Here is a 25,213-nt window from a genome sequence, read left to right as displayed (position 1 = left end):
TTGGCGAGGACTATGATTCCAAATAATGTTCAAGCGCTTTATGATCGATAATCGATATTTTGCCCCGAGAGAGCAAAATCAGCTCATCCTTTTCAAGCATTTTCAGCGTGCGGCTAATGACCTCTCGGGCAGTTCCGAGCTCAATCGACAACCTATCATGAGTAATCATAACGTTTCCGCTGCCGTCCGCGGACTGAATCAAATACTCCGCAATGCGCCCGCGAATGGATTTGAAATGTATGCTATCCAGCAGATTCGACATGATGATTATTCGATTGTCAAAAGATTTAAACATAAACTGGCGAAAATTCCGATACTTATCCATCCAGTCCCGGAAAGTCGATACAGGTATCAATAGGGCGCGGCATGGTTTTTCGATACAAGCAGAAGCTTCATATTCGCTCTCGCCTAAAATGCTGGACGTCATCAGTGGACAGCATTCCCCGCCATTGATTCGATAAAGCGTTATTTCTCTGCCGGTGGAGCTAATTTTGTACATTCGGACGGTACCTTCCAGAAGCATAACCGCATGCTCCAAAAACTGCCCTTCGTGGAGCACGAAATTCGGCGATATTTCGAGCACTTCAATTCCTTTAATGCTCCAATCTTGTTCACTAATATCGGATAAGCATGGAAATAGAGAAATAATTTGCGGGATGCAGGCATGCACGGTTAAACTCACCGACTTCATCTCCTTGCAAAATGGGTCTTCATGGCAGCTGTATTTTACCATACATAACGGACTCGTTTCTGTGACATTGTTACCGTATTACATATTAAGCGTCAAAATTTGCGCATGCCGCTCCATGACATTCGCCTTATTTCGGATGCGGTACGACCAGTGGATTGCTTGACCATTCTTGCAAAATGATGTGAGGTCTTGAAGCCGCAGCGATGCGAAATTTCGGTTACGTTTAATCCGGTGCTGGTTAACAGCTCGATAGCTTTGCCGATCCGGTAGCTCCACAAATAGGCGATGGGCGTTGTCTGCTCGTCCTGCTTGAACAGCCTAACCAAATGTTCGGGAGACAACCCGGCTTGGCTTGCGAGCATGGCAAGCGTCAATTCTTCCATGTAACGCTCATGGATTAGGGATAACACCTGATAAATGGCAGGATGCTTCTCCTTCTGCAGCAGCGCTCTTCTCGACTCGGTAGGATAAAGATAAAGAGCGGCCAAGCCTAGACTGACGACGGCCGGGTCTTCCGCCTGCGCATAGCGCTGGACGTTCAGCATAAGATCGAGCAGCCGATTCATTTCCTCCGTAAGCGGCAGGCTTGCAGGAAGCTGATCAAGCGCCTGCCGTGCAGGTTCTGACAGATCGTTTAAATGTACGGCTATCCAGCGATGCCAGGTTTCTTCGGTTCGCGAGAAGGTGAAGTTTTCCTCGCAGCCCGGCTTAAGCAATGCGACATGGCCGGGGCCGATACTTAACATTTTTCCGTCGATTTCGACACTCATTTCGCCCGTATATAACATAACGAGCTGGACATCCTGCTGAATCCGGGGACCAAGGCGACCTCCTGGCGGATACACGATAGATCCGGCTGTAGCATGTCCGATATCGGAAATAGAGAGGCCAAGCGAAAGGAAAGACATGGATTCCACCTCTTTGGCAAGGTAATATTGTTCTAGCCGCATTATATCAATGGGAGATACAAAATCGCAACTAGCAGCCATTGCCGCGAGGATTTCTTGACGGTATGCTAGGAAAAAAGGCGGAGGAGGAGTTTGCTTGACGGGGTTTGATCGTTTGGAAAACTATGATGCTCCGGCTTATGGCACGATTTTTGCCGGACACTTTAATGAATCGGACCGATATATGACCAGCCGTCCTTCGGGCATGTCGGATTGGCTTATTACGTATACGCTTGAAGGTAAGGGATATTTCCAAACACCAGCAGGAGAAGAAATCTGCTCAGATGGTGAAGTTGCAATATTGCGAAGCGGTGTCCCCCACCGATACGGAACAGTTCCGGGAAGCAGATGGAATTTCATTTGGGCCCATTTTCCGACTATGCTTGAAACGAGTTACTTGCCTTCCGAGGAGCTTATAAAAATATCGCTCGGGAAAGCGGGGCTGAAGGAACGGGTCTATCAGGCGCTTAAAAATGTCATTCAAGATTCAAGGGAGCAGCGCACCCACTGGGAACCGTTATGCGAGAATGAAATTCGGGGAATTCTGCTGCTCCTTGCAGAACGGTGCGAGAGAAAAGGCGATCCGAGAGTGGAGGAGACGCTGCACTATTTATCCAGACATATGCGAGAAACGATTCGGATTGAAGATATCGCCCAATCGGTGGGATTATCCCCTTCAAGGTTAACTCATCTGTTTAAGGAAGAAACAGGGCTAACGATCGTGAAGACGATCAACGACATGAGAATTCGGCAAGCGGCAATGCTCATTAAGCACTCCGGCCGAAACGTTACAGAAGCGGCTTACGACGTTGGGTTTCATAATTACAGCCATTTCGCCTTGCTGTTCCGCGAGCGGATGGGGAAAAGTCCCCGTGCTTACGCCAAACAGTCGGAGCAAGCAGAAGAAAGGTCTCAATTTCCATTGTAACCCATCACATTGTCTTGTTAATATGAATGCATAAGGCTTGTCGTTTTTCGAAAGCGCTTACAGAAAAATGGGATATCTATAGGGATGGAGATGAAAAAAATGAGCAAAACGTGGTACTACCGCCTGCTTTTTTCTTATATGCCGGTTTTCTTTCTAATGATCTCATTTTTGTTTTTCATCTTTTTTCAGGTGCTGACGGAGCGTGCACAGAAGGATACCGAGCATATTTACGCAAGCGTTAACAATCAGATTGTTCAGACGGTTGAGCAGCCTCTGCAGTCGATCGACCATATGATGGTGACGATTCAGACGCGCAGCAAATCGGACGAATTTAATATGCTCGATTATTTTGACCAAGAGGGGCAGCCGTCTGTTTTCTTTACGTACCAAATGACTAAGGAATTCAATAATATGAAGCAGCTTTACCAAAGCATCCATTCCATATATTTAGTTAGGGAACGGGACGGCTTCGTGCTTAGCTCCAATACGGTGTCGCCGCTTGAGCAGTTCTCGGACAAAGCCTTCGTGGACCAGCTGAGGCAGGATAATTACTCCTACCACTGGACGAATGTACGGCCATTCAAAGAATTTCATGCATCAAGAGAGGAGCCGGTCGTTTCGCTTGCGCGTAAATATTTGACGAGCCGCGGCGAAAGCGGCCTAATCATCATTAACGTGCGGGCAAGCTCGCTTGAAGGGCTGGTATCGCAAAAGATGGACCAAACCGCCAGTTACGTTACGATAATGGGCAAAGACAACGAGCCGGTTTTCAACCCGGTGAAAGAGAATTCGGAGAGGCGAAAAGCGATTTCAACGATCGTATCGGATTACACGGGCTGGACCTATGAAAGCGGGCTGGAGAAAGGAAGCAGCTTTACGCTGCTGCAAACCTTCTCGAGCGTATGGATCATTCTCGCCCTCGTCGTCGCTGTTATCGGCATGCTCTCGATCGTATATATGACGAACCGTAATTACAAGCCTCTGCGCGCGCTTATTTCGAAGCTGGATAAAATCTCCCATGCCTCAGGCGAGCAGAGCGCTGCTGAGCGGAACGAGTTCCATTATATCGAATCAACCGTCGATTCCTTGGTCCAGCGCTTCAATTTGTTCAAGTCCCAATCCGATCTGAATAGCGGCTACCGCAAAAAGTCGATTTTCGTTGAGGTGATGAACGGGTCTAGATCGCTTGCCAATGCGGAATGGAATGCGGAGATGGAGCGCCATGGCTTTACGGGCGGCTTCCGCAAGTCATCCGTCATCGTCATTTCGATAGACAAATATTCAGACGTATTGTCGAGATACCGGGAGCAGGATATGATCCTGTTTCGGTTTATTATTCAAAATATGTACATGGAGCTTATCCAGAGGTACGGACTCTCCAGCTGGAGCGAATGGGTGAACGATAAAGAAATGTGCGGCTTCATCTATGTGCAAGAGGCCGACGAGAATCAGCTAATGGACAGCATTCTTAAGGTTTCAGACAATGCGCTTCAGTGGATCAGAGCCAATTTGCCGTTCACGGCCACATTCGGAATCGGGCAAACGACCGATTCGGTCGCCATGGTCAAGTCTTCATATAAGAATGCGATTGAAGCCGTTAATTTCAGGCTGGTGTTCGGAAATAACCGCACGATCGGGTATTGGGAGACTGAGACGGGAACCTCCTTCGAGCTGTATAACCAGCTTGAGCAAATTCGCAATCTCATTTACGCGTTCCGGCTGATGGAGCCGGAATGGCGGTTGAAATACGGCACGCTGTTTGAGCAGTTCAAGCAAAATAAGCTGAAGCGTGAGGATATGGTTAATTTGCTCAATTATTTCGTGTTTTATTTGTTTGAGCATGTGCACGGCACCATCCTTAACGACGAAATTATGGAGACGAACAAAGCGATCATGAAGGATGTTATCGATCAATTCGAAACGCTGGAGGATGTCCAGGAAGAGATTTTGGGCATTATGGAGAAGCTTGAATATGTCATTTCGGAGAAAGCAAGCAGAGGCGGGGCGGCAGAAATTGCCCTGAAGATGAAACTGTATATTGAAGAGCATGTATTCAATCCTGATCTTTCGCTTATCCATTTAAGCCAGCAGTTCGATATTCCTTCCAAAAACGTCAGCTCGCTGTTCAAGGAGCAATTCAATATCAAGTTTATCGATTTCCTCATTCATCGAAGGGTAGAGCTCGCGAAGCAGCTTCTGCTGGAGAAGGAGATGAGCGTTCAGGAAATCGGGCGGACGGTCGGTTATTTGAATCCGGTTTCATTTAACAGGGTCTTCAAGCGGGTAGTTGGCGTGCCGCCGGGCGATTACCGCAAGGAAAAGTCCGGTTAAGACTAGGAAAATGGTATAGAAAACAGTCGGATCGCGCCGCCCTGGCTCGGTCCGATTTTTGTATACCGCCGGAATCTTGTAAATTGCCGGGCTGCGGTTTCGTGGAGTATAGTTGCCCCAACAAACCAATCCATAGTCACAAGGAGGCGTTGCGAGGTGTCCAACATGACCTCAATTCCAGCCGCGGCACGCATGCCGACAGAACCCATCAAGCGGACGGTTCGAACCGAAATCGTCAGAAAGATGCAAAGGCATTGGCAGCTCTATCTCTTGATCCTGCTGCCGCTCGTTTATTTTGTTCTATTCAAATACGTTCCGATTTTAGGTGTCCAAATCGCGTTTAAGGATTTAAGCGCGAAGGCAGGCATCTGGGGCAGCCCTTGGGTAGGCTTCAAACATTTCGAAGCGTTTTTCAACCATCCGAATTTTTGGCTTCTCATTAAGAACACGTTGTTTCTAAGCTTGTACACGCTGGCAGTTGGATTTCCGGCTCCCATCATCTTGGCGCTTATGATCAATGAATTAAAAAACGGCTTCTTCAAGCGTACCGTTCAAATGGTCACCTATGCGCCGTACTTCATTTCTACCGTCGTGATGGTTTCGATGATTTTGCTTTTCTTGGCACCGCGCATCGGCGTAATTGATCATGTGCGTACCGCGCTTGGCTTTGATTCCGTCAATTTCATCGGCGAGCCGTCCATGTTCAAGACCATCTTCGTGTTATCTGACGTTTGGCAGTACATGGGGTACAGCGCCATTATTTATATCGCCGCCCTTGCCGGGGTCAACCCGCAGCTATACGAGGCTTCGAAGCTCGACGGCGCCAGCCGGCTGCAAAAAATTATCCATATCGATCTGCCGAGCATTATGCCGATCATGGTGCTGCTTTTGGTCCTGAACATGGGTCAGCTGCTGAATATCGGTTTTGAGAAGGTATATTTGCTGCAAAATCCGCTGAATACGAGCGCTTCCGAAATCATATCGACCTATGTTTACAAAGTCGGCTTGATTCAAGCGAATTACAGCTTCTCGGCGGCTGTCGGCTTGTTTAATTCATTGATTAATCTAGTTTTAATACTGCTAGCCAATTTTGGTGCAAGACGCGCTACAGGATCGGGGTTGTTCTAATATGGCGAAATCGAGTGCTATCAAAGAGCCGTTGTCAGACAAGGTGCTGCTCACCGTCATTTACATCGTATTGTTTGCCGTGCTTGCTGCCGTTCTCTACCCGCTTATTTATATTGTGAGCTCTTCGTTCAGCTCGCCGCAGGCGGTCGTTGCCGGAAGGGTATGGCTCTTCCCGGTCGAACCGTCGCTGAAAGGCTATTCTGCCGTACTGAGCAACCCGCGCATATGGTCGGGTTATTCCAACTCGCTCTTCTATATGGGCGTGGGCACCTTGATCAGCGTCTTCCTGACGTTCGCGCTTGCTTATCCGTTGTCAAAGCGGACCTTTTATGGGCGAACGTTAATTATGTATCTGATCATTGTCACGATGATCTTCAGCGGAGGACTGATACCGTATTATCTGACGGTAAAGAGCCTTGGCATGATCGATACGCGCTGGGCACTGCTGCTGCCGCAGGCCATTGCGGTGTGGCAGGKATTTATCGCCAAAACGTTTTTCCAGGAGTCGATTCCGGATGAGCTTAACGAAGCGGCAGAAATCGACGGCTGCAGCGATCTCCGGTTCCTATGGTCGATCGTTCTCCCGCTGTCGAAGCCGGTCGTTGCGGTTCTTGCGCTCATGTACGCCGTGACCGCTTGGAATGCTTACTTTGATGCGCTGATCTTTTTGAAAAACGTAAACCTGTATCCGCTTCAGCTGATTTTGCGCGAAATACTGATCCAGAATTCCGTCGATAATTCGATGATGGTAGACGTACGAACAATGGAAGCCAGACAAGGGATGAAAGATTTGCTGAAATTTTCGCTTATCGTCGTTTCGAGCCTGCCTGTCCTCATCATATATCCATTTGTTCAGAAGCATTTCGTAAAGGGGGTCATGATCGGTTCTCTTAAAGGTTAATCTAAACAGATCATAGGTAGTGATTATCCGGAAGCTGTATCCATAACGAGTCTAAAGGGGTGTCTAGAATGAGAAAATCATGGAAATTATTAGCCGGCGTTCTATTGACTGCTGCGCTGCTGCTCAGCGCTTGCTCGCAAACCGATAATTCCAAGGGTCAAGCATCGAATGGAGCCGCTGAAGGAGAAGCGGCACCGGTCAAATTGTCCGCATTCATCAATCAATCGCCCAACCTTGCAAGCCTTGATAATCCGTTTACCAAACTGGTGGAACAGAAAACGAACGTTAAGCTTTCGTTTACGGTCGGGCCGCCTAACGATAACAACGATAAACGCAACGTGCTTATGGCGAGCGGCGATTACCCGGAAGTGTTTCTTAGCGGCAACTTTACGCCTGCCGAGCAGATGAAGTTCGGCAAGCAGGGCGTGTTCCTGCCGCTTAATGATCTGATCGAGCAATACGCGCCGAATATTAAAAAAATATTTGAAGAGCGTCCGGATTTGAAAACAGCCGTTACGGCTTCGGACGGCAATATTTACGGCATGCCGCAGGTTAACGAATGTTATCACTGCTGGTATGCGCAGAAGCTGTGGATCAACCAGAAGTGGCTCGACAAGCTTGGGCTTGCGATGCCGACGACTACCGAGGAATATGCCGAGGTGCTGCTTGCCTTCAAAACGAAAGATCCGAACGGCAACGGCATTGCGGATGAAGTTCCGCTTAGCGGCGCTCTATACACCTGGCATGGCGATATTACGGGTTTTCTGATGAATCCGTTCATTTACAATAACGGCGATGGTCAATCCTTCTCTTATATCCGCGTCAAGGATGGAGAGGTGCAGCTCTCCGCCAATCAGCCGGAATGGAAGGACGGGCTAACCTATCTGGCATCCTTGTACAAAGAAGGCTTGATCGATCCGCAAGCCTTCACGCAAAACCAGGAGGGGCTGCAGCAGCTCGGCAACAACGTCGGCGAAACGATTTTGGGCTCATTTGCAATCGGCCATGTGCAGATGGGGGTAGCCGCAACGGATGAGCGCAATCAGGATTACGTCGCCGTTCCGCCGCTCAAAGGACCAAAAGGCGTTCAGCTATCGGGCTATTACAAATCGGTGGGCAATCAGGGACGATTCGTCATAACGGATAAAGCAAGCGAAGAGCAGCAAATCGCTGCCATCAAAATGCTGGACTATCTATGGACCGAAGAAGGAACAAGAGGTCAAGTGTTTTCGGTTGAGGGGCATTCCTGGAGCAAGGCAAGCGACGGCCAGCTTGACGTGAACGGCAAGCCTGCCGTCTATCAGGTGGACCCTTCCTACAGAAGCGAGACGATCCACACAGACGGCTGGGATCAAGCAGGCCCGGATTTCCGTCCGCGCGAACGCTTCGAGTCGGAAGCGGTATCCCAAGATATGCTGTCGCCGGAGGGCTATGAGCTGCGCCTGGTCACGGAGACGAAAAAGTATGAAGGGTTCGAGCCGAAAGAGGATGAAATGCTCCCGATCGATATTTTTATCAGCAACGAGGACGTCGAGAAAGCTGCGCAATATAAAGCGACGGTAGAGGATTACGTCCGTTCGAATATGCTGCAGTTCATCACGGGGCATAAGGATATCGAGAAGGATTGGAACGGCTATGTGCAAGGCTTCGGAGGCTTGAAGCTGAACGAATATTTGCAAATTTTGCAAAGAGCATATGACGCGAACCTGAACAAAATGAAAAAATGATGCGTTCAGTATGACACTAGCGGCCTGCGGCGTAGCGCTGCAGGCCGTTCATTTTACCGAGAAGGAAGTGAGACGATGAAGAGCCAAGAGCTGGCGCGTATACAAAATCCGATTTTGCGAGGCTTTAACCCGGACCCGTCCATCGTAAGAGTCGGCGATGACTACTATGTGGCGACTTCGACCTTTCAATGGTTTCCTGGTGTACAGATCCATCATTCCCGTGACCTGATCCACTGGCGGCTGCTTACCCGTCCGCTGGATCGGCCAAGCCAGCTGAACATGCTGGGCAATCCGGATTCCGGCGGCGTATGGGCGCCATGCCTTACTTTCCATGAGGGTAAGTTTTATTTGGTCTACACCGATGTGAAAAGCCATGCTGGCGCCTACAAGGACACGCATAATTATGTAGTAACGGCTCCCGATATTGAAGGCCCTTGGTCAGACCCGGTTTATTTGAACAGCAGCGGCTTCGACCCTTCGTTGTTCCATGACGACGACGGCAGGAAATGGATCGTCCAAATGCAGTGGGATTACCGCAAAAACCATGATCCGTTTAACGGTATTTATTTGCAGGAATATTCAGAGGAGAGGCAGCAGCTCGTCGGACCTTCCCATTTGATCTATACCGGTTCGGAGCTGGGGCTGACGGAAGGGCCTCATTTATATAAGAAAGACGGCTTCTATTATCTAATGGTTGCCGAGGGCGGAACCAGCTATGAGCATGCCGTTACGGTGGCTCGATCGAAAGAGCTTATCGGACCTTATGAAACGGATCCTTTGGGGCCGATGCTTACCGCCTACCATCAGCCGGATCTGAAGCTGCAAAAGGCTGGGCATGCCAGCCTAGTGCACACGCAAAGCGACGAATGGTACATCGTCCATCTATGCGGACGGCCGCTGGAGACAGAGGACAAACGCTGCAATTTGGGCCGGGAAACGGCTGTTCAGCGCTGTGCGTGGTCGGAGGATGGATGGCTCCGGCTTGATGGGGGCGGGAATTCACCGAATGTTACCGTCCAGGCGCCGGCACTGCCAAAGCATCCATTTCCGGAATCTCCAAGCGTAGACGATTTCGACGGCGGCAAGCTGGATATTCAGTGGCAATCGCTTCGCCAGCCCATAAGGGAAGACTGGCTGTCCGTTACGGAACGCCCGGGCTTTCTTCGCCTAAAGGGTATGGAGTCTCCCAATTCCCGCTTCCGGCACAGTCTAGCAGGCAGGCGCCAGCAAGCATTCCGGTGCGAGGCGGAGACGGTGGTAGAGTTTGAACCGAAGACTTACCAGCAGATGGCCGGACTCATCTATTATTATAATTCTCAAAACTACTATTATCTTCGTATTGGCTATGACGAGGCAGCAGGTACTCATCTTGCTATTCTTGCCAACGATCATGGCGTTTACCAAGAGCATACCGATGCGCCGGTTCCGGTTCCCGCGGGAGCGCGCGCTTACTTGCGGCTCGTGATTTCGCATACCGAGCTTCAATTCTATTATTCATGGGATGGAACGGATTGGCATACGATAGGCCCGGTGCTTGATGCCAGTAAAATCTCGGATGAATATGCGACCCATTTGGTAGACGGTTATTTTACCGATTGGGGATTTACCGGCGCCTTCATCGGTTTATGCGCCCATGATTTGTCGGGGGGGCGCAAGGCGGCCGACTTCGACTACTTCCGTTATGAGGAGAAGGAGTGAGATAACGTGATATTACCCAACGAGTCGTTGAAAGGCCGTCATATCGTATTTGTTTGCGGCGAGGATGAATATGATTCGGAAAAAACGATGCCTCTGATCGCAGAAGAAGCTGCAACGAAACATGGAGCCAAAGTAACCGTTCTTACGGCGACATTTGGCGCTGGCGATCCGACGGACATTGCTGGACTCGAAGCACTGCAAGATGCCGATCTGGCAGTATTTTATATTCGCTTCCGCCAGCTGCCGGAGGAGCAGTTCCGATATATCCGCGAATATTTGGAAGCGGGCAAGCCGGTCGTTGGACTCCGGACGAGCACGCATGCATTCCAATATCCAGTTGGCCACCCGCTTGAGAAGTGGAATGATGGCTTTGGCATCGATGTGCTAGGGGCGCCATGGATCCGCCATTTTGGACATTCTTCATCAACTAGCGTCTCGGTCGCATGGGGTGCAGCTGAGCATCCGGCTCTTAAGGGCATTCCGACGCATTTCGAAAGCCGTTCTTGGCTCTATCAGGTGCTTCCTAATCCGCCGGAAGGAACGGTTCCGCTTCTAAACGGGGCAACCGTCAATCCAGAGGATAACGGCTGGTCGTATACGAGCGAGACTCCGCGCGTGCACCCGGTAGCTTGGACTCGGATACATGCCGGCGGCGGACGGGTTTTTACTACGACGATGGGGCATCCCGAGGATTTTGAGCTCGAAGCGTTCAGGCGCCTGCTGCTAAATGCCGTGCATTGGGCTGTTGGAGCTGAGCATTTAATAGAAGGAGGAGAAGAGTTATGAAGCTGGCAGCGATTACTGGGGAGAAAAAAGCGGAATTGATCGATCGGGAAAAGCCGGCATTGAAGGAGGGCTGGGCGCTAGTCAAGGTCCATGCCGCGCCGATGTGTGCGGAATATAAAAGCTTCGTCCACGGCGATCATTCGGATTGCTTAGGCCATGAAGCGGCAGGCGAGGTCGTGGAGGTTGCTCCGGGGAGCAAAGTAAGGATCGGAGACCGCGTCGTGGTCATGCCGCAATATCCATGCGGTGAATGCGGGATGTGCGTGGCAGGCGACTTCATCTACTGCGAGCATAATCAGAACCATCATGAGCCGACGATGACGCAGTATCTATCAAAGCCTTCTTGGCTGCTCGCCAAAATACCGGACGGCGTTTCCTATGAGAAAGCATCGCTGGCCTGCTGCGGACTTGGGCCGTCGCACGGCGCTTTCGCCACGATGGGAGTGAACGTATTCTCAACCGTGCTGATTACGGGACTCGGACCAGTCGGCCTCGGCGCGATCGTTAACGCAAAGTTCCGGGGAGCCACGATCATCGCGGCGGAAATGAACCCATACCGGGTGGAGCTTGCAAAGCGGATGGGCGTAGAGCATATCATTGATCCGCGTGATCCGGACGCCGTTAGCCAAATCAAAGCTTTGACCGGCGGAATTGGGCCGGATTATGGACTAGACTGCTCAGGCGTCGTCTCGGCGCACCGGCTGCAGATCGATGCGGTTAAGCGTAAGGGCAAAGTAGCCTTCGTTGGGGAATGTTTCTCCGAGACGCCAATCAAAGTGAGCGATGACCTGCTTCGCAAAGGCATTCATCTGATAGGCTCTTGGCATTACAACCTGAATGAATTTCCGAATCTGATGAAGGTGATTGAGCAGTCTCCGCTCGCGGATCTGCTGATTACGCATACCTTTCCGATGAGCCGCATCCAGGAAGCGTTCGAGGTGTCCGCATCACAGCAAAGCGGCAAAATCATTTTAAAGCCATGGGAGTGATCAGGTCATGAAGGTTGGAATGAATCTGCTTCTCTGGACGGATAAGCCAGATCCCAGCAAGCATCTTCATTTGCTTCAAGAGATTCTAAATTGGGGCTTTGATGGCGTGGAGCTTGCGGTCGACAGCATGGACGCTGCGGACGCAAGAGCGTTTGGCTTGGTTTTGCAGGAGCTGGGGCTTGGAAGTACGGGAATCGCAGCGCTTAATGCGGCTTCGGCTGATCCTGCCAGCAGCGACGTTCGTTTAAGGGAAAATGCGCTGGAAATATTGAAGCACGCGATTTTGAATACAAAGCTTATCGGAGCGGATGTGTTATGCGGTCCTTTGTTCCAAGGCCTTGGCCGCTTCAGTGGGCAAGGCCCGCAGCCCGAGGAGTGGGGCTATGCGGTGGAGACGCTGCGCGCCGCGGGCGAATTTGCCGCGAAGCTGGGCATCAAGCTTGCCCTTGAGCCAATCAACCGATTCGAAATGTACCTTGCCAATACAATGGAAGACGGCGTCCGGTTTGTGGAAGAGGTTGGGCTTGCGAATGTAGGGCTACTGGCAGACACGCATCACGGCAATATCGAAGAGTTAAATGTGCCGGAAGCATGGCGGAAGGCAGCAAAACATATTGTCCACGTTCACATCTCGGAGAACAATCGCGGGGTTCCCGGCAGCGGGCATGCCGTGCCTAAAGAAATTTTCGACGTGCTGAAGGAAATCGGCTACGACGGCTGGCTTACGATCGAAGCCTTCGGCCAGCAGGTTCCGGGGTTAATCTCCCGGCTGCATCTGTGGCGCGATTATGCGGAGCATCCGGACGATGCAGCACGGCTAGGCGTTCAATATATCAGAAGCCATTTGGCTTGACGGGGAGGGAATCTGCAATGCCTTTGATTCATACCAATGGCATCGAGCTGTTTTATACGGAACGGGGGGAAGGAGAACCGCTTGTGCTGCTGATGGGACTAGGGGCCGATGGCAGCCTTTGGGAGGAGCATGTGCGTGCCTATGAGCAGCATTTCCGCTGCATTTTGATAGATAACCGCGGCGCGGGCAGTTCTTCCGAGCCCAAGGGGCCGTACACGACGAAAATAATGGCCGCCGATACGATAGGGCTGCTCGATGCGCTAGGCATTGAGCGGGCACACTTCTCAGGCATCTCCATGGGAAGCGCCATTGCGCAGGAAGCTGCGCTAACGGCTCCCGAGCGAATCATAAGCCTGACGCTGAATTGCTCGTGGGCGGTTTGCGATGCGTATACGAAGCGCGTTTTTGAAACGCTTGGCAACGCCTATTCGCTTATGGAGGCGGACGATTTCCAGAAGCTTCTTCAGCTTATCATTTATACACCTGCCTATCATGAGCAGCATTTGCAAGTGTTGGAAGCCGCGCAGCAGGCGGCGTTCGAACAGCCCTCACCGATGACTATTCATACGTTTCAGTCGCAATGTGAGGCTTGCATTTCGCATCATACGATGGGACGTCTCGGAGCGATCGCAGCGCCGACGCTCATTACGGTTGGAGATAAAGACATCTTCACACCGCTGCCGTTGTCGCTTTCAATTGCGGAGGAAATAAAGCACGCCGAAAAACATATTTTTGAAGGCAGCGGCCATACGCATCACTGGGACCGGCTGGAGGATTTTAACCGGATTACGCTGGACTTTTTGCTGCGCCATAGGGAAGCTAACGAATAAGGAGAGATGAAGATGAATCCAAAAATTTCAATCGGTTCCTGGGCGTTTGCTTTTGGTCCTTTTGCAGAGGCGCCTTGGCCACTCGCGCGAATATTGCAGTATGCCCAGCATGCGGGATATGACGGGGTTGAAATCAACGGATTTGCTCCCCATCCGACGCCGGAGCTTTATCCGACGGCCGAGAGCCGCCAAGCGCTGCTGGAGGAAATCCGCTCTTACGGCCTTGGCATCTCGGGCTACGCGCCGGACTTTACTTCAGCGCCGCCAGACCGCAGCGAGCAATCCGCCTATTTGGAGCTGCTGCAAGGCTACATCGATTTTTGCTTGGACCTTGGCATCGCCACGATTCGCGTGGATACCGTAAGCCCTCCGGAAGCGCTGACGGAGGCGGAGTACGAGGAGCGTTTTTCAAGGCTTGTATCGACATGGCGCGCTTCCGCCGAATTGGCATCAGAGAAGGGGCTGCGCATCGTTTGGGAATTTGAGCCGGGCTTCTGGCTGAATAAGCCGTCAGAGGTGAAGCGGCTCGTGGAAGCGGTGAACCACCCGGCCTTTCAGGTGCTGTTCGATACGAGTCATGCTTATATGAGTGGGGTTGTCGGCGCCCGCCAAACCGGGGAGAAAGAGCTGCTGTCTGGCGGGATTACGGAATACGCAAGGCTGCTTGAAGACCATATCGGGCATTTCCATCTCATCGATTCGGACGGGACCTTGCATGATGAAGAAACGAGCACGCATGCAGCTTTTGGAGCGGGAGAAATTGACTTTCAAGCCGTGCTGTCAGAACTGAAACCATTGGTATCAGCCATGGAATGGTGGTGCGTCGATTTCTGCTTTAACGCTGAGGTGGAGGAATGGGGACGCGAGGCGATTCCGTTCATACGCAAAGCCATTAAGGAGGTGGAGTAGCGGATGGCGATTTCATTTGGTTTTCAAACCTATACGTGGCAAATGTCCTATGAAAAATACCGCGACCAGCTGGATCATATTATGGACGTGGCGGCGGAGGCAGGAGGGATAGGAATCGAGCCGGAAGTCTGCATGCTTGGGCGGTACAGGGATGCGCCGCTTGCTCTCCTGGACGCACTGAACCAGAGGGGACTGCAGCTTGGCGCGCTTTGCTTAGCCTTGGATTGGCGGCATGGTGTAGAGACTGAGGAAGAAAGATCGGAAGCGGATCGCGTCATCCGCTATCTGGAGCACTTCCCGGGAACGGTATTGACCATGGTGCAGCTTCCGGGCAAGGATCGCAGCGAGCTTGCGAGCCGGCAGGCGAACGCTCTGGCGAATATTAATGCGGTGGCCCGCCGCGCCTCCGAGCAAGGCATCCCATGCGCGTATCATCCAAATTCGCCGAGCGGCTCGATTTTCAGAGTGGAAGATGATTACAAGGTGCTGCTAAACGGCTTGGATGCCCGGTACTGCGGTTATGCGCCGGATACGGGACATATTTCCAAGGGAGGCATGGACGTTGAGGCCATAATTCGAACGTACCGCTCGCTGATCAAGCATGTCCACTTTAAGGATATGAATGCTGCCAACGAATCGTGGTCCGCGCTGGGCGAAGGCTCTATTGACCATAAAGCAATAATGCGTTATTTGAACGAAACCGGCTATGACGGCTGGATCATGGTGGAGGAAGAATCCAAAGGCGCCGAATCGGACCCGGATCGGGTAACGCTGCAAAATGGAGTTTATATTCGCGAAGAACTGGCGGTTATGGGGGAGTAATCGAGCTTCACTCAGCTGTTTGTGCATTGAATGGATCGCAATTGAAAATTTATGCAGTGGAATGTTGAATAGGCTTTGGTGTGAGTCTGCTTTAATAGTAAGAAGAGGACGCGCCTCTCCATTGTATGAAGGGGATTGAGAGATTTGTAGCTTTGTTAATGCAAATAGAGGAGAGTAGATCATGAAACAGCGGATTTATATCGTTGGAGCTGGGGCTATTGCCGGATATCATGCCGAGGCGATTGCTCGTTTAACTGAAACAGAGAGCGAGCGGGCATTGCTTTACGTCACGGACGTGAATCCGTCAGCTTTGGCGGCGTTTGCCGAAAAATATCCGTGGGCCGTTCCAGTGGAGCATTTAGATACTATGCTGGATGAGCCAGCGGAGGAGAACGATATTGTCATCGTTGCGACACCGCCGCTCACGCATGCCGAAATTTCTTGCAGGGCGCTTCGCTCCGGACGTCATGTGTTATGCGAGAAACCGCTGGCCATGAATAAGGAAGAGGCGGCGCTGATGCTGATAACGGCCCGGGAAGCGGGAAAAATGCTGGGCTGCTGCAGCTCGCGGTTTGCAGGTTTGGAAATTACTGCAGGAGTAAAAGAGCTGCTGGAACAGGGCCGAATAGGCGAGTTGTATCAAGTACAGTGGATTCAGAGAAGGAAAAGGGCGCGGACGGGCATCGAGTATCAGCCGACGAGCCGCTGGTTTCTAAACCGCGCAATAAGCGGTGGCGGAACCTTGATGGATTGGGGCCCATACGATATTGCCAGTTTAACGGAAGTGCTGCAGCCGCAAAAGGTCGAGGTCCTTCATGCGTGGACGACAAATCCTGAAACGAACCATCCGCATGCGGTCGAGATCCAAAGCGATGTGGAGCAGCATGTCGGTGCGTTATTAAGGTTTCACTTGGCTGACGGCAGCATTGTGCCTGTGCATTACGAGCGCGCAGCATGCTGCCATGGCTCCGAGAGGAGCTTGACTGAAATTGAAGGTACTGCGGGAGCGCTGCAATGGGATTGGTTGTGCTTCGACGGAAGCGGCGAGCTGGTTCATCATTACGATATGAACGGTGATCCGGCTAAGAATCGAAGCACCATTTCAAATGAAGGGCTGGGCATGATGGATAAGCCGATCGTTTATTTTTTGCGAGCGATTTCCGGGCAACATTCGCCCGCTATTGTTAACGAACAAGCGGTATTCAACTTTTCAATTCTCGCTGCTATCTATGACTGTGCGCACAGCGGAGAGGGGCAAGTCGTTGCGATGGAGGGAATCTGATGGAAAGCGTATATGCGATGGACACTTTTTTCTACAACAGCTTGGGTCATTATCCGTTTGAGGTTCGCTGTGAAATGCTGCGCGAGCTTGGTTACGACGCGGCATACTTAACCTTATGGGATGAGCAGGCTTGGACGGATCTTGAAAAGCTGCCCCAAGTAAAGGATGACTATGGATTGGACATTGCCGCTGTGTATGCGGTGCTGGATGTAACGCTGCCGAAGGAGCACACGGAAGCGGCAAAAATCGTTGCCATGCTAGAGACTATTCAGGGGTGCAGCCGAGTAGAGTTAGCCTTAACGATGGGTGACTCTAGGTACGTGCCATCAGATCCGGATGGGGACCGTTTGGCGCTCGAATGGTTATCGTATCTGCTGCAGATTGCCGAACGTAGAGGGATTCAAATTTCACTTTACCACCATGTGTTTTTTTGGCTGGAGCGTTGGGAGGATGCGCATAGGTTAATTAGCAAGCTTTCGCACCCGCTGCTCGGAATGACCTTTAGTTCTTTCCATTGGTATGCCGTCGACGGTACAAAATTAAATGAAGCTGTATCCGCTTGCCTGCCATATTTGCATGCCGTAAATATTTGCGGCAGCCGCAAGCTGCCTCCTGGCGGATTGCCTGCTTCGATTGAATGCATCGATCAGGGGGAGCTTGATCTGTTCGGTTTTTTGGCAGCGCTGAAAAAGCACGGGTACTGTGGTCCGCTCGGTTTTCAGGGCTACGGCATGGGTGGGGACACCTATTCTCATTTAGAGAGAAATAAAAAAGCTTTGAAGCTGATCGAGGATCGATTGGCGAAGCATCCGAATTGGCTTTTGGCATAAGGCAGTGGAATGGCTTTTGATTGGTTCGATATCAAAAGGAAGGACAATGGAAGCCGGCTTTTAAGTTAAAGTCGGCTTTTTCGTCCGTGCACAATATGTCGAAGATACTCCCTAGAAAAGAGGAATTGATATGGGAACAAGAAATGCGATAAATGACGGTTCGTCAAACGCGCCTAGACTGGAATTTCAGCAATCGTGGTGGGCGATGAATCTGCTCGGCGAGGATGGTAAGGAATGGACGATGGAGCAAAAATTTGAGAAAATCGCGGACGCAGGTTACACGGCAATCAGTGCAGCAGTGCCCTCGCAAGCGGAAGAGGAGGAGTGGCAACGGCTTCTTGATCGGTATAAGCTCGGTTTTAATGCGATTGCCTTTCCGGATAAGGTTGAAGATATAAACGCGTACATTAAGGATGCTAAACGCTTTGGCCGCGTACAATATTTGAATTTGCAGGTGATGGACTCGTTTGTTATAAATGATGAAGCGATTAAGCTGCTGTCGGGCTTGCTATCGCAAGCAAGCGAAGCGGGCATTCCCACGTTCATCGAGACGCATAGAGGAACGGTTACGCAGGACCTGATTCGGACAGCTGAATATGTTCGCGAACTGCCGGAGCTTCGTTTAATGATTGATTTGTCCCATTACGTGGTAGCTGGCGAGTTGAACGGTTCACTGACAAAGACAGAGGGATATTTTGACACGCTGCTGGAGCGTACTTCAGGCATACACGCTCGCGTTTCAAACGGTGAACAGGTTCAGATTGACGTAGGTGCAGAAGGCGACCATCCGATGCTGCCACATTTTGAGCGCTGGTGGAGTAAGGGAATGAGCTATTGGCTCCGTCAAGCGCAGCCGGGGGATGTGCTGCCTTTTGTAACCGAGCTGGGTCCTCCAGGGTTTTATGCCGTTACGCGTAGAAATACCGCAGGAGTCGAAGTCGAAATTTCGGACCGCTGGCAGCAGGCGCTGCTCTTCAAAAAGATCGCCGAGGAGCAGTGGCAGCACGTATTGTCCGAGTGGAAGTAGTGGCTGATGGTATGAGAACCTTACGTACAGTCCATAAGGTACGAGCCGACGTCAATTAGCCTTGCGGAATACTAATAAGAAAAGAGCGTCTCCAATTCTGGTTTTAACGGGTTGGAGACTTTTTGATAACGTGACGGACTAAGCACATTCTGAATATAAGAGTAGACAAAGCAAAAAAGAGCCGCTAGAGATTAAGCTGCATCTAGGGCTCGTTGGCGTATTGGGATTGTTGACCTATTCAGAAAAGCATGCCTTTGCGTTTTAAAATATAAAGGTTATAGGCGGGTTTGTGCTGTATGAGCTGTAAGAGATTCTGCCATACGTTATGCGCATTAAGCTACATGTGATGCCAAGTCAGGCTGGAAGCAGCTAAGCATTTAAAAGTGCCTTTAGCTTTACATCGGGTCTAGCAAGCTGCGCAGGTTCCAGAATTGACCGGGCAGCAATGAGCTTCTCCGCCAGCCGAATCTCTTTTGCTATGCCTGGGCTTCCGATGCCGCTTGCCGCGATAAGGCGGTGCTCGTCTGTAAAGTGGAAAAACAGCTCCCCTGCACTGCCAAGGCTGCGTTGAACGGTTACCGTTCCTGCTGAAGGCAAGCCGGTTACCTGCAAGGCGAGCTCAAATTGATCCGACCAAAACCACGGTACGGCATCATAGCTCTCCTTGGCGCCCAGCATGCTTGCCGCTGCAAAGGTGCCTTGATCCTGCGCGGCGCGCCATGCCTCTAAGCGGATTCGAGCCCCGTCATAAAGAGGATGCGGGAAGGAGCAGCAATCGCCTGCGGCAAAAATATCGGGGTCGCTTGTAGCAAGCCTATTATCCGCCCGAATCCCGTTCTCTATAACTAATCCGCTCTCTGCGGCGAGCGTCGTTTCGGGGATAGCGCCGATGCCTGCGATGATCGTGTCGCAAACCAGCGCTTCACCGTTTGCCAAGGTGACGATTTTCTCATCGCCTATACTTGATACTTGAGAGATTCCCACACCGAGCTGAATCCGAGCGCCAGCCGAGCGATGTCGGGCTTCCACAATCGATGCAATTGCTTCGGGAACGCCTCTCATCAATAAACGCGGTCCAGCCTCAATGACGGTTACTTCACAGCCGCAAGCGCTGGCACTTGCCGCTACTTCAAGGCCAATGAAGCCGCCGCCGATCACGATGATACGTTTTCCCGGCTGCAGCCGCTTGCGAAGGGAGAGCGCATCACTGAACGAACGAAGATAATGAACGAGAGGTGTATCGATAATAGAACCGGGCCGTGGCTCGAATAGTTCAGTTGGAAGCGTTCTCGGTTTGGCGCCTGTAGCAAGCAGCAGGCGTTCATAGAAAATCGATTCACCATTTTCAAGCTTAATCATATGTTTGCCCTTATCAATGGAAGTGGCCTTGTTTTCCTTCTTCCATAAGATGCGGAGCTCTTCCAGCTTTTTATGATCAAGAATAAAAGCCGGCGAAGGCTCTGCTGCTTCTTGTAAAGCTTGCTTAGATAAAGGAGGACGTTCGTAAGGAGCATGGGCTTCCTCGCCAATAAGTGTAATATTGCCAGTCCAGCCCAAGCTGCGAAGCTCAGATGCTGCTCGTGCGCCCGTTTCTCCTGCTCCTATGATAACCATGCCGTAATCAGTCAAAATAAAGCCTCCTCAATTGATTCTGATCCAGACGAGTCCAGATTCCCGCTTAATCGGATAGGTTCTGAGAGCCTGACAGACGGGAGCACGCTTGGCTTCCCCTGTCGTATAATCAAACCTTCCGTTATGTTTCGGACATTCAATGTGGTTACCCATGACCAATCCGTCCGACAAATGAAATTTCTCGTGCGTACAGTAGCCGTCTGTAGCAAAATATTCGTTTTTTGCGGAGCGGTAAATCGCAAAGGTTCGCTCCTCGTAATCGAATCGAATAACGTCCTCTTCCTCGATATCGTCTTCTTCACATGCCGCAATCCAGCCTTCATATGTCATATGAGACACCTCTTTTTTTCATTTATTTTGAGACAGCTTCATTATGATCCCCGGTGTTTGGGCCATTGACGTACGGACGCGCCGAAGCGGGAAGTGGCCGAATAATCGTATACGACGGGTCGTGTCTCTGCCGCAAAAGTGCGGTGAACACTTCCTTCAGCGCAGCGTAAAGACTTGGCGAAGGTGCCGGGCAGTCATGCTTCATTTCTTCATGCAGCTTCGGCAGAGCGTGATAAGGAACCATCGGGAACATGTGATGCTCGGTATGATAGTTCATATTCCAATAGAGAAAACGAAGGACAGGGTTCATATAAGTCGTACGCGTGTTGAGTCGATGATCGAGCACATCCTCATATAGTCCAAGATGCTGGGACATGCCTGTCATAAGGACGAGAAAGCTTCCGAAGAAGGACGGCAGTACAATGAACATGGCGGGTAGGATGGTGCCAAAATACAGGCAAGCAGCGATGACTGCTATGAAAATAAGGACATAAATACGCGATTCGGTACAGGTTTTGCGTATTTCCGTTGCTGGGATATACTCTTTTTCCTCCGCGTCCAGCTTGCCAAAGCAATGAAGAAACATGCGCTTTAAATCGCGAGGACCGCCATAAAGCTTGAAAAACTCCATCGCAATAACGTGCCAAACTGGCGGTCGCGGGGATACGATTTCCGGGTCTCTGCCCACGATGATCGTATCGGTATGATGACGGGAATGGCTCCACCTCCAAGGAGTCGCCGGCCTTAAAATCATAAAGGAAGCGATTTGGTAGACGGCTTCGTTCATCCATGAGGTTTTGAATGCAGTCCCATGTCCGCATTCATGCCAGCGAGAGTCGGCAGGCGAAGCGTAAAGAACGCCATAAATCGCAAATGCAGGCAGTGCCCACCACGTGCCCCACGATAAATAGGCTAACCACCCAGCTGCCGCAAGCGCCCCAAACCAAATGATCGTATCCCGAATGGCAGGTCCGTCTTTTCTTTTCATAAGCTCCTTCAGCTTGGAGCGGGGGATAGGGCTCGTATACCAATCCGCTGCGACTAGCCCTTTTTGCTTTGCCAAATCATTCTCGGGACCTGTTAGGCTGTAGTCCCTTTTGTGTTTCGAATGGGTAGCCACTTTAAGCTTCCTCCTTCGTTAATGGTTTATATGGATCGTACACAATCCGGGGCGGCTAAACAATGCGCGTGATTGATGGTTATTTGTCTGTAATTGATATTCTGAAGATTATGCTGATAAAACGTTGATTGGAAGGGAATTGAAAGAAGGAAGAAAATGAAGGAGCTATATGAGATAGGTTAAGCGCTACATTTTAAAGGAAAAGGGAGATATTAGTTTCAGATGCGGAAGCAAGGGGGCTGCTGGAAATAAAGTGAGGTTGAAAATAGATGTGTCTATTGATGGCTTGTGATGAGTGGAGGTTTTTCTGGTCTACAGGCTTGTGTGTAATGTTTCTTGGAAGGGTGACACGATTGACAATAAAGATTGATCCCACATGAGATAGGGATTATTCCACTTAACTTGAAAGTTCTAATTCCCACTCCCCCCAAAAGTCCCAGACTTAATAATTTCTTAATATCCCCTTAACACAGCTAGCGAAGATGAAACTTACAATATCCTTAATTAGACAATTTTCAGCTTCATTCGACATCACTTGATCAAAGGGGGGCATGCAGTATGATGAAATCATTTCGATTGCTTATTCTTTTCCCGCTTATGATGACCATCTTATTAAATGGATGCGGGGCAAAGGAAGAGCATGCCTCGCCCAAGCGGCTGAAGGTTGGCATCATGCTCTCGAATGACGGACTGGGCGACCAGTCGTACAGCGACGGGGCTTTTGCAGGGCTGACGAAAGCACGCGATGAGCTTGGCATTGAACTGGACTATCGGGAACTGGCGGATTTAGAAAGTTTTGACCAAGGTTTAACGGAGCTTGTTGACGAAAAATGCGACTTGATCGTAGGTCTAGGGTTTGCTGTAAAAGAAAGCCTGGAAAACGTAGCGGAGCAATTTCCGGAGCAGCAATTTATATTAATTGACGATGCTTCTGAGCTGCCGAATGTAGCATCCCTGACATTTAAAGAGGATGAGGGAAGTTTCTTGGTTGGTGTTCTCCCAGCTGAACAAATGCGCAAGGGAAGTGTCATCGGGCAATCTTCGCATCCGGGTGCCGCAGCCCAAGGGACACGATGAGATCGCCCAGATGAGCGTGTCCTTTGCATTAATGGTGTCCAACCTGCACGCTTTGGCACAATCCATTGGTGATGCAGGCTCAAAGATTGATAGCAATGCGAAGGAGATTGATTCTGAAAATCAAATTTTAACGGAAATTGTCAGCCAAATCTCCATTGCTACGATGAGCTGGCTAAAGGCAATCAGGTGGTTTCCGGGGATTTGCTGACCGTCGTAGCCTTGATGGAAGATGTACAGATAGGCTTCACGACAAATGTGGAGGCATCGCTGTTATCAAGCCGATATAGTGAAGAGGCAGCGCATGCGGTTTTGGAAGGTCAGCAGGCAATGGAGCAGGTGAAGCGGGACGCGGCTTCGCGGTTGTTGCCAACGAGGTCAAAAAACTGGCAAACCAGTCCACTCACACGGCATCACATATTTTAAATCTAGTGAATCAAATTACTGAACGTATGGACAAGATGACAAACGTAATGGAAGATGGGCTAGATCTTGCGAAGCAGCAAGTTAGCGCAATGGATGCAACAACAGTATCATTCCAAGTCATTGATGAGAAGGTTAAGTACATCGTCAATCAGCTCCAACAGCTAACGCAAGATATGAATATCTCTCAGGAAAAAAGCGGCCGCGTGTTGCAATCGGTAGAAAACATCAGCGCGGTTACGCAGCAGTCAGCCGCCGGAAGCGAAGAAATTTCGGCGTCGACATTGGAACAGCAGCAAGCTTTCGATTCCTCCCGAATCAAAGTCAAGCATCTGATGCAAATTGCAAACGAGCTGCATAGCCAGCTTGAGCGCTTCAAGTTGCATGATGAGAGCACTCGGCTAAATTGAGGGCTGCATTAGGCAAGCTAAAATAAATAATTTACTCCTATAAAACTAATTCGTTGCGATCTCGCACGAGTTAGTTTTATTTTTTTCACCTTACAAAATGCCGATTTTAACACTGATGCTCGCGCATGATTTATGCTATATTAAAACTGTAATTGATAGTTCCAAAGAACTATACAAATAATGTAAAAGGAGAGGGAATGGATTAAAAGATATGGTAAACCAACTACTTATCCATCTCATTATCATATTGTTTCCGATCTTTATCCAACAGTTCTTTTTAAATCGTAAAAAGATCATGAACAGCATGCGCTACCAAGTAGTGAGTGGACTGATGTTCGGCACGTCAGCCATACTTTGCATGGCAGCTCCGGTTCACATGGTGGGAGAATTTCAAGGCGATTTAAGAACGATTCCTATCATTATCTCTATTCTTTACAGTGGCGGTAAATATGTTCCTGGCATCCTGGCCATAACGATAGCTGCCTTGTACCGCGTTTATTTAGGCGGCGATGCCGTTGTATTTGCAGGAATCATTGCACTGTTTACAATTTGTCCATGCTTTTTCTTAGTGAAGCCTTTCCTTCATTATAAAGCGTTCAAAAGAATCGTTATTTGCTTGCTGTTAGCGCTTAATTCAGTCATTTTCATTAAAATCTTCTTTTATGTTTACATAGACATGCATCAGGGGTCGCTAACGCATCAGACTCCAAATTTTTTTACGTTGTCATTGTTGGTTTTAGCCTCGCTAATTGGAATGGGCATTTCCGCTTTACTCAAGGAGCATATTATAGAGACCAACATGCTGAAGCTTGAGCTGGAGCGTAGCGAAAAGCTGAAGATCGTCAGCCAAATCGCGGCATCGGTTGCCCATGAAGTTCGCAATCCGTTAACTGTAGTAAAAGGTTTTCTGCAATTGCTCAAAGAGTCCGTCGATGACAAACAAAAGGGTTATATGAATATAGCCTTATCGGAATTGGATCGTGCAGTATATATCATTACCGATTATTTGAATCTGGCTAAGCCGCAGGCAGACCAGCTTGAGTTAATCGAGGTTTCTAGTTTTTTAACGCATACGATTGAGATCATGAACTCGTATAGCTTGATACAAAATGTCCAAATGCACTTGAATTGCAGCCAAACCGATCTCTTTGTGTGGGCGGATAAACCAAAACTCTCGCAAGTCATATTGAATTTGATCAAAAATGGAGTAGAGGCTATCCCGGATACGGGTGAGGTGATAATCAACGCTTATAATCGCAACGAGGAAATTTTCATTGAAATCATGGATACGGGAACAGGGATGAGCAAGGAAGATTTGGACAATATCGGCTCTGCCTTTTTCACGACAAAGGAGACGGGGACAGGGCTTGGGATATTGGTAACGATTCGAATTGTCGAAGCCTTGAACGGTAAGATTACATTCGAGAGCAAGCCAGGAGAGGGAACAAAGATTACGATACGTTTCCCGGCGGCAGTACCCGAGCAGAAAGTCATGTTATCTATGTAACGGTATATCTACTAAGCATAAAATAACAAATGCCCTCA

Annotated in this window: 25 protein-coding genes; 20 read left to right on the top strand and 5 right to left on the bottom strand. The window is 50.0% G+C overall.

Annotated features, from left to right (window positions below; genetic code table 11):
• Positions 1-10: 10 nt before the first annotated feature.
• Complete coding sequence (locus ADU23_RS25315) at positions 11-682, bottom strand: Crp/Fnr family transcriptional regulator (protein WP_231637527.1); 672 nt, start codon at positions 680-682, stop codon at positions 11-13.
• A 101-nt stretch (positions 683-783) separates the two neighbouring features.
• On the bottom strand, positions 784-1,599 hold the full coding sequence (locus ADU23_RS25310) for a helix-turn-helix domain-containing protein (RefSeq protein ID WP_053376291.1): 816 nt from the start codon (positions 1,597-1,599) through the stop codon (positions 784-786).
• Between the two features lie 136 nt (positions 1,600-1,735).
• On the opposite strand from ADU23_RS25310, the gene ADU23_RS25305 reads away from it, so the two are divergent.
• The 15 genes from ADU23_RS25305 (at position 1,736) to ADU23_RS25235 (ending at position 18,679) form a co-directional block, all read left to right on the top strand.
• On the top strand, positions 1,736-2,566 hold the full coding sequence (locus ADU23_RS25305; RefSeq protein ID WP_053376290.1) for a helix-turn-helix domain-containing protein: 831 nt from the start codon (positions 1,736-1,738) through the stop codon (positions 2,564-2,566).
• Positions 2,567-2,665: 99 nt separating this feature from the next.
• Positions 2,666-4,897, top strand: a complete 2,232-nt coding sequence (locus ADU23_RS25300) for a helix-turn-helix domain-containing protein (protein WP_053376289.1) — start codon at positions 2,666-2,668, stop codon at positions 4,895-4,897.
• Positions 4,898-5,053: 156 nt separating this feature from the next.
• The gene (locus tag ADU23_RS25295; protein WP_442950626.1) at positions 5,054-6,025 is read left to right on the top strand and encodes an ABC transporter permease; all 972 of its coding nucleotides are present in this window, start codon (positions 5,054-5,056) and stop codon (positions 6,023-6,025) included.
• 1 nt (position 6,026) lies between these two features.
• A complete protein-coding gene (locus ADU23_RS25290; protein ID WP_053376288.1) occupies positions 6,027-6,926 on the top strand; it encodes a carbohydrate ABC transporter permease in 900 nt (299 codons plus the stop codon).
• Positions 6,927-6,994: 68 nt separating this feature from the next.
• The gene (locus tag ADU23_RS25285; RefSeq protein WP_053376287.1) at positions 6,995-8,653 is read left to right on the top strand and encodes an ABC transporter substrate-binding protein; all 1,659 of its coding nucleotides are present in this window, start codon (positions 6,995-6,997) and stop codon (positions 8,651-8,653) included.
• 75 nt (positions 8,654-8,728) lie between these two features.
• Positions 8,729-10,351 (top strand): glycoside hydrolase family 43 protein, encoded by a 1,623-nt coding sequence (locus ADU23_RS25280; RefSeq protein WP_053376286.1) that lies wholly within the window; start codon positions 8,729-8,731, stop codon positions 10,349-10,351.
• Between the two features lie 6 nt (positions 10,352-10,357).
• A complete protein-coding gene (locus tag ADU23_RS25275) occupies positions 10,358-11,137 on the top strand; it encodes a ThuA domain-containing protein (protein ID WP_053376285.1) in 780 nt (259 codons plus the stop codon).
• Positions 11,134-12,126 (top strand): zinc-dependent alcohol dehydrogenase, encoded by a 993-nt coding sequence (locus tag ADU23_RS25270; RefSeq protein WP_053376284.1) that lies wholly within the window; start codon positions 11,134-11,136, stop codon positions 12,124-12,126. Before ADU23_RS25275 ends, ADU23_RS25270 begins: the two co-directional genes overlap by 4 nt.
• A 7-nt stretch (positions 12,127-12,133) precedes the next feature.
• Positions 12,134-12,979, top strand: a complete 846-nt coding sequence (locus ADU23_RS25265; RefSeq protein ID WP_053376283.1) for a sugar phosphate isomerase/epimerase family protein — start codon at positions 12,134-12,136, stop codon at positions 12,977-12,979.
• A gap of 17 nt (positions 12,980-12,996) precedes the next feature.
• Positions 12,997-13,809 carry an alpha/beta fold hydrolase gene (locus ADU23_RS25260; protein ID WP_053376282.1) on the top strand — a complete coding sequence of 271 codons (813 nt, stop codon included), beginning with the start codon at positions 12,997-12,999 and terminating at the stop codon, positions 13,807-13,809.
• A gap of 12 nt (positions 13,810-13,821) precedes the next feature.
• Positions 13,822-14,718, top strand: a complete 897-nt coding sequence (locus ADU23_RS25255) for a sugar phosphate isomerase/epimerase family protein (RefSeq protein ID WP_053376281.1) — start codon at positions 13,822-13,824, stop codon at positions 14,716-14,718.
• Between the two features lie 3 nt (positions 14,719-14,721).
• Positions 14,722-15,540 carry a sugar phosphate isomerase/epimerase family protein gene (locus ADU23_RS25250; protein WP_053376280.1) on the top strand — a complete coding sequence of 273 codons (819 nt, stop codon included), beginning with the start codon at positions 14,722-14,724 and terminating at the stop codon, positions 15,538-15,540.
• A 181-nt stretch (positions 15,541-15,721) separates the two neighbouring features.
• The gene (locus ADU23_RS25245) at positions 15,722-16,822 is read left to right on the top strand and encodes a Gfo/Idh/MocA family protein (RefSeq protein WP_053376279.1); all 1,101 of its coding nucleotides are present in this window, start codon (positions 15,722-15,724) and stop codon (positions 16,820-16,822) included.
• The gene (locus ADU23_RS25240) at positions 16,822-17,652 is read left to right on the top strand and encodes a sugar phosphate isomerase/epimerase family protein (RefSeq protein ID WP_053376278.1); all 831 of its coding nucleotides are present in this window, start codon (positions 16,822-16,824) and stop codon (positions 17,650-17,652) included. Before ADU23_RS25245 ends, ADU23_RS25240 begins: the two co-directional genes overlap by 1 nt.
• A 130-nt stretch (positions 17,653-17,782) precedes the next feature.
• Positions 17,783-18,679: a sugar phosphate isomerase/epimerase family protein gene (locus ADU23_RS25235; protein WP_053376277.1), complete on the top strand. Its 897-nt coding sequence runs from the start codon at positions 17,783-17,785 to the stop codon at positions 18,677-18,679.
• A gap of 369 nt (positions 18,680-19,048) precedes the next feature.
• Here ADU23_RS25235 and ADU23_RS25230 read toward each other — a convergent pair whose 3' ends face one another.
• From ADU23_RS25230 to ADU23_RS25220, 3 genes are read right to left on the bottom strand one after another with little or no spacing between them, the layout of a single operon-like run.
• A complete protein-coding gene (locus ADU23_RS25230; RefSeq protein ID WP_053376276.1) occupies positions 19,049-20,308 on the bottom strand; it encodes an NAD(P)/FAD-dependent oxidoreductase in 1,260 nt (419 codons plus the stop codon).
• 12 nt (positions 20,309-20,320) lie between these two features.
• Positions 20,321-20,641, bottom strand: coding sequence for a MocE family 2Fe-2S type ferredoxin (locus ADU23_RS25225; RefSeq protein WP_053376275.1), 321 nt, complete (start codon positions 20,639-20,641; stop codon positions 20,321-20,323).
• A gap of 22 nt (positions 20,642-20,663) precedes the next feature.
• Positions 20,664-21,761, bottom strand: coding sequence for a fatty acid desaturase family protein (locus tag ADU23_RS25220; protein WP_053376274.1), 1,098 nt, complete (start codon positions 21,759-21,761; stop codon positions 20,664-20,666).
• 558 nt (positions 21,762-22,319) lie between these two features.
• On the opposite strand from ADU23_RS25220, the gene ADU23_RS25215 reads away from it, so the two are divergent.
• From ADU23_RS25215 to ADU23_RS25195, 5 genes are all read left to right on the top strand, one after another.
• Positions 22,320-22,838, top strand: coding sequence for a BMP family lipoprotein (locus ADU23_RS25215; protein ID WP_053376273.1), 519 nt, complete (start codon positions 22,320-22,322; stop codon positions 22,836-22,838).
• The gene (locus ADU23_RS34350) at positions 22,732-23,046 is read left to right on the top strand and encodes a HAMP domain-containing protein (protein WP_442950625.1); all 315 of its coding nucleotides are present in this window, start codon (positions 22,732-22,734) and stop codon (positions 23,044-23,046) included. Before ADU23_RS25215 ends, ADU23_RS34350 begins: the two co-directional genes overlap by 107 nt.
• Positions 23,040-23,261, top strand: a complete 222-nt coding sequence (locus ADU23_RS25205) for a hypothetical protein (RefSeq protein ID WP_053376271.1) — start codon at positions 23,040-23,042, stop codon at positions 23,259-23,261. Before ADU23_RS34350 ends, ADU23_RS25205 begins: the two co-directional genes overlap by 7 nt.
• Positions 23,222-23,668, top strand: a complete 447-nt coding sequence (locus tag ADU23_RS25200; RefSeq protein WP_231637641.1) for a hypothetical protein — start codon at positions 23,222-23,224, stop codon at positions 23,666-23,668. Before ADU23_RS25205 ends, ADU23_RS25200 begins: the two co-directional genes overlap by 40 nt.
• 211 nt (positions 23,669-23,879) lie before the next feature.
• Entirely contained in the window at positions 23,880-25,175 is a 1,296-nt protein-coding gene (locus tag ADU23_RS25195; protein WP_053376269.1) for an ATP-binding protein, read from the top strand.
• Positions 25,176-25,213 lie beyond the last annotated feature (38 nt).

This window comes from Paenibacillus sp. FJAT-27812 (assembly GCF_001273905.1).
Lineage (GTDB): Bacteria > Bacillota > Bacilli > Paenibacillales > Paenibacillaceae > Pristimantibacillus.
This window is presented reverse-complemented; position numbering and strand designations above follow the sequence as displayed.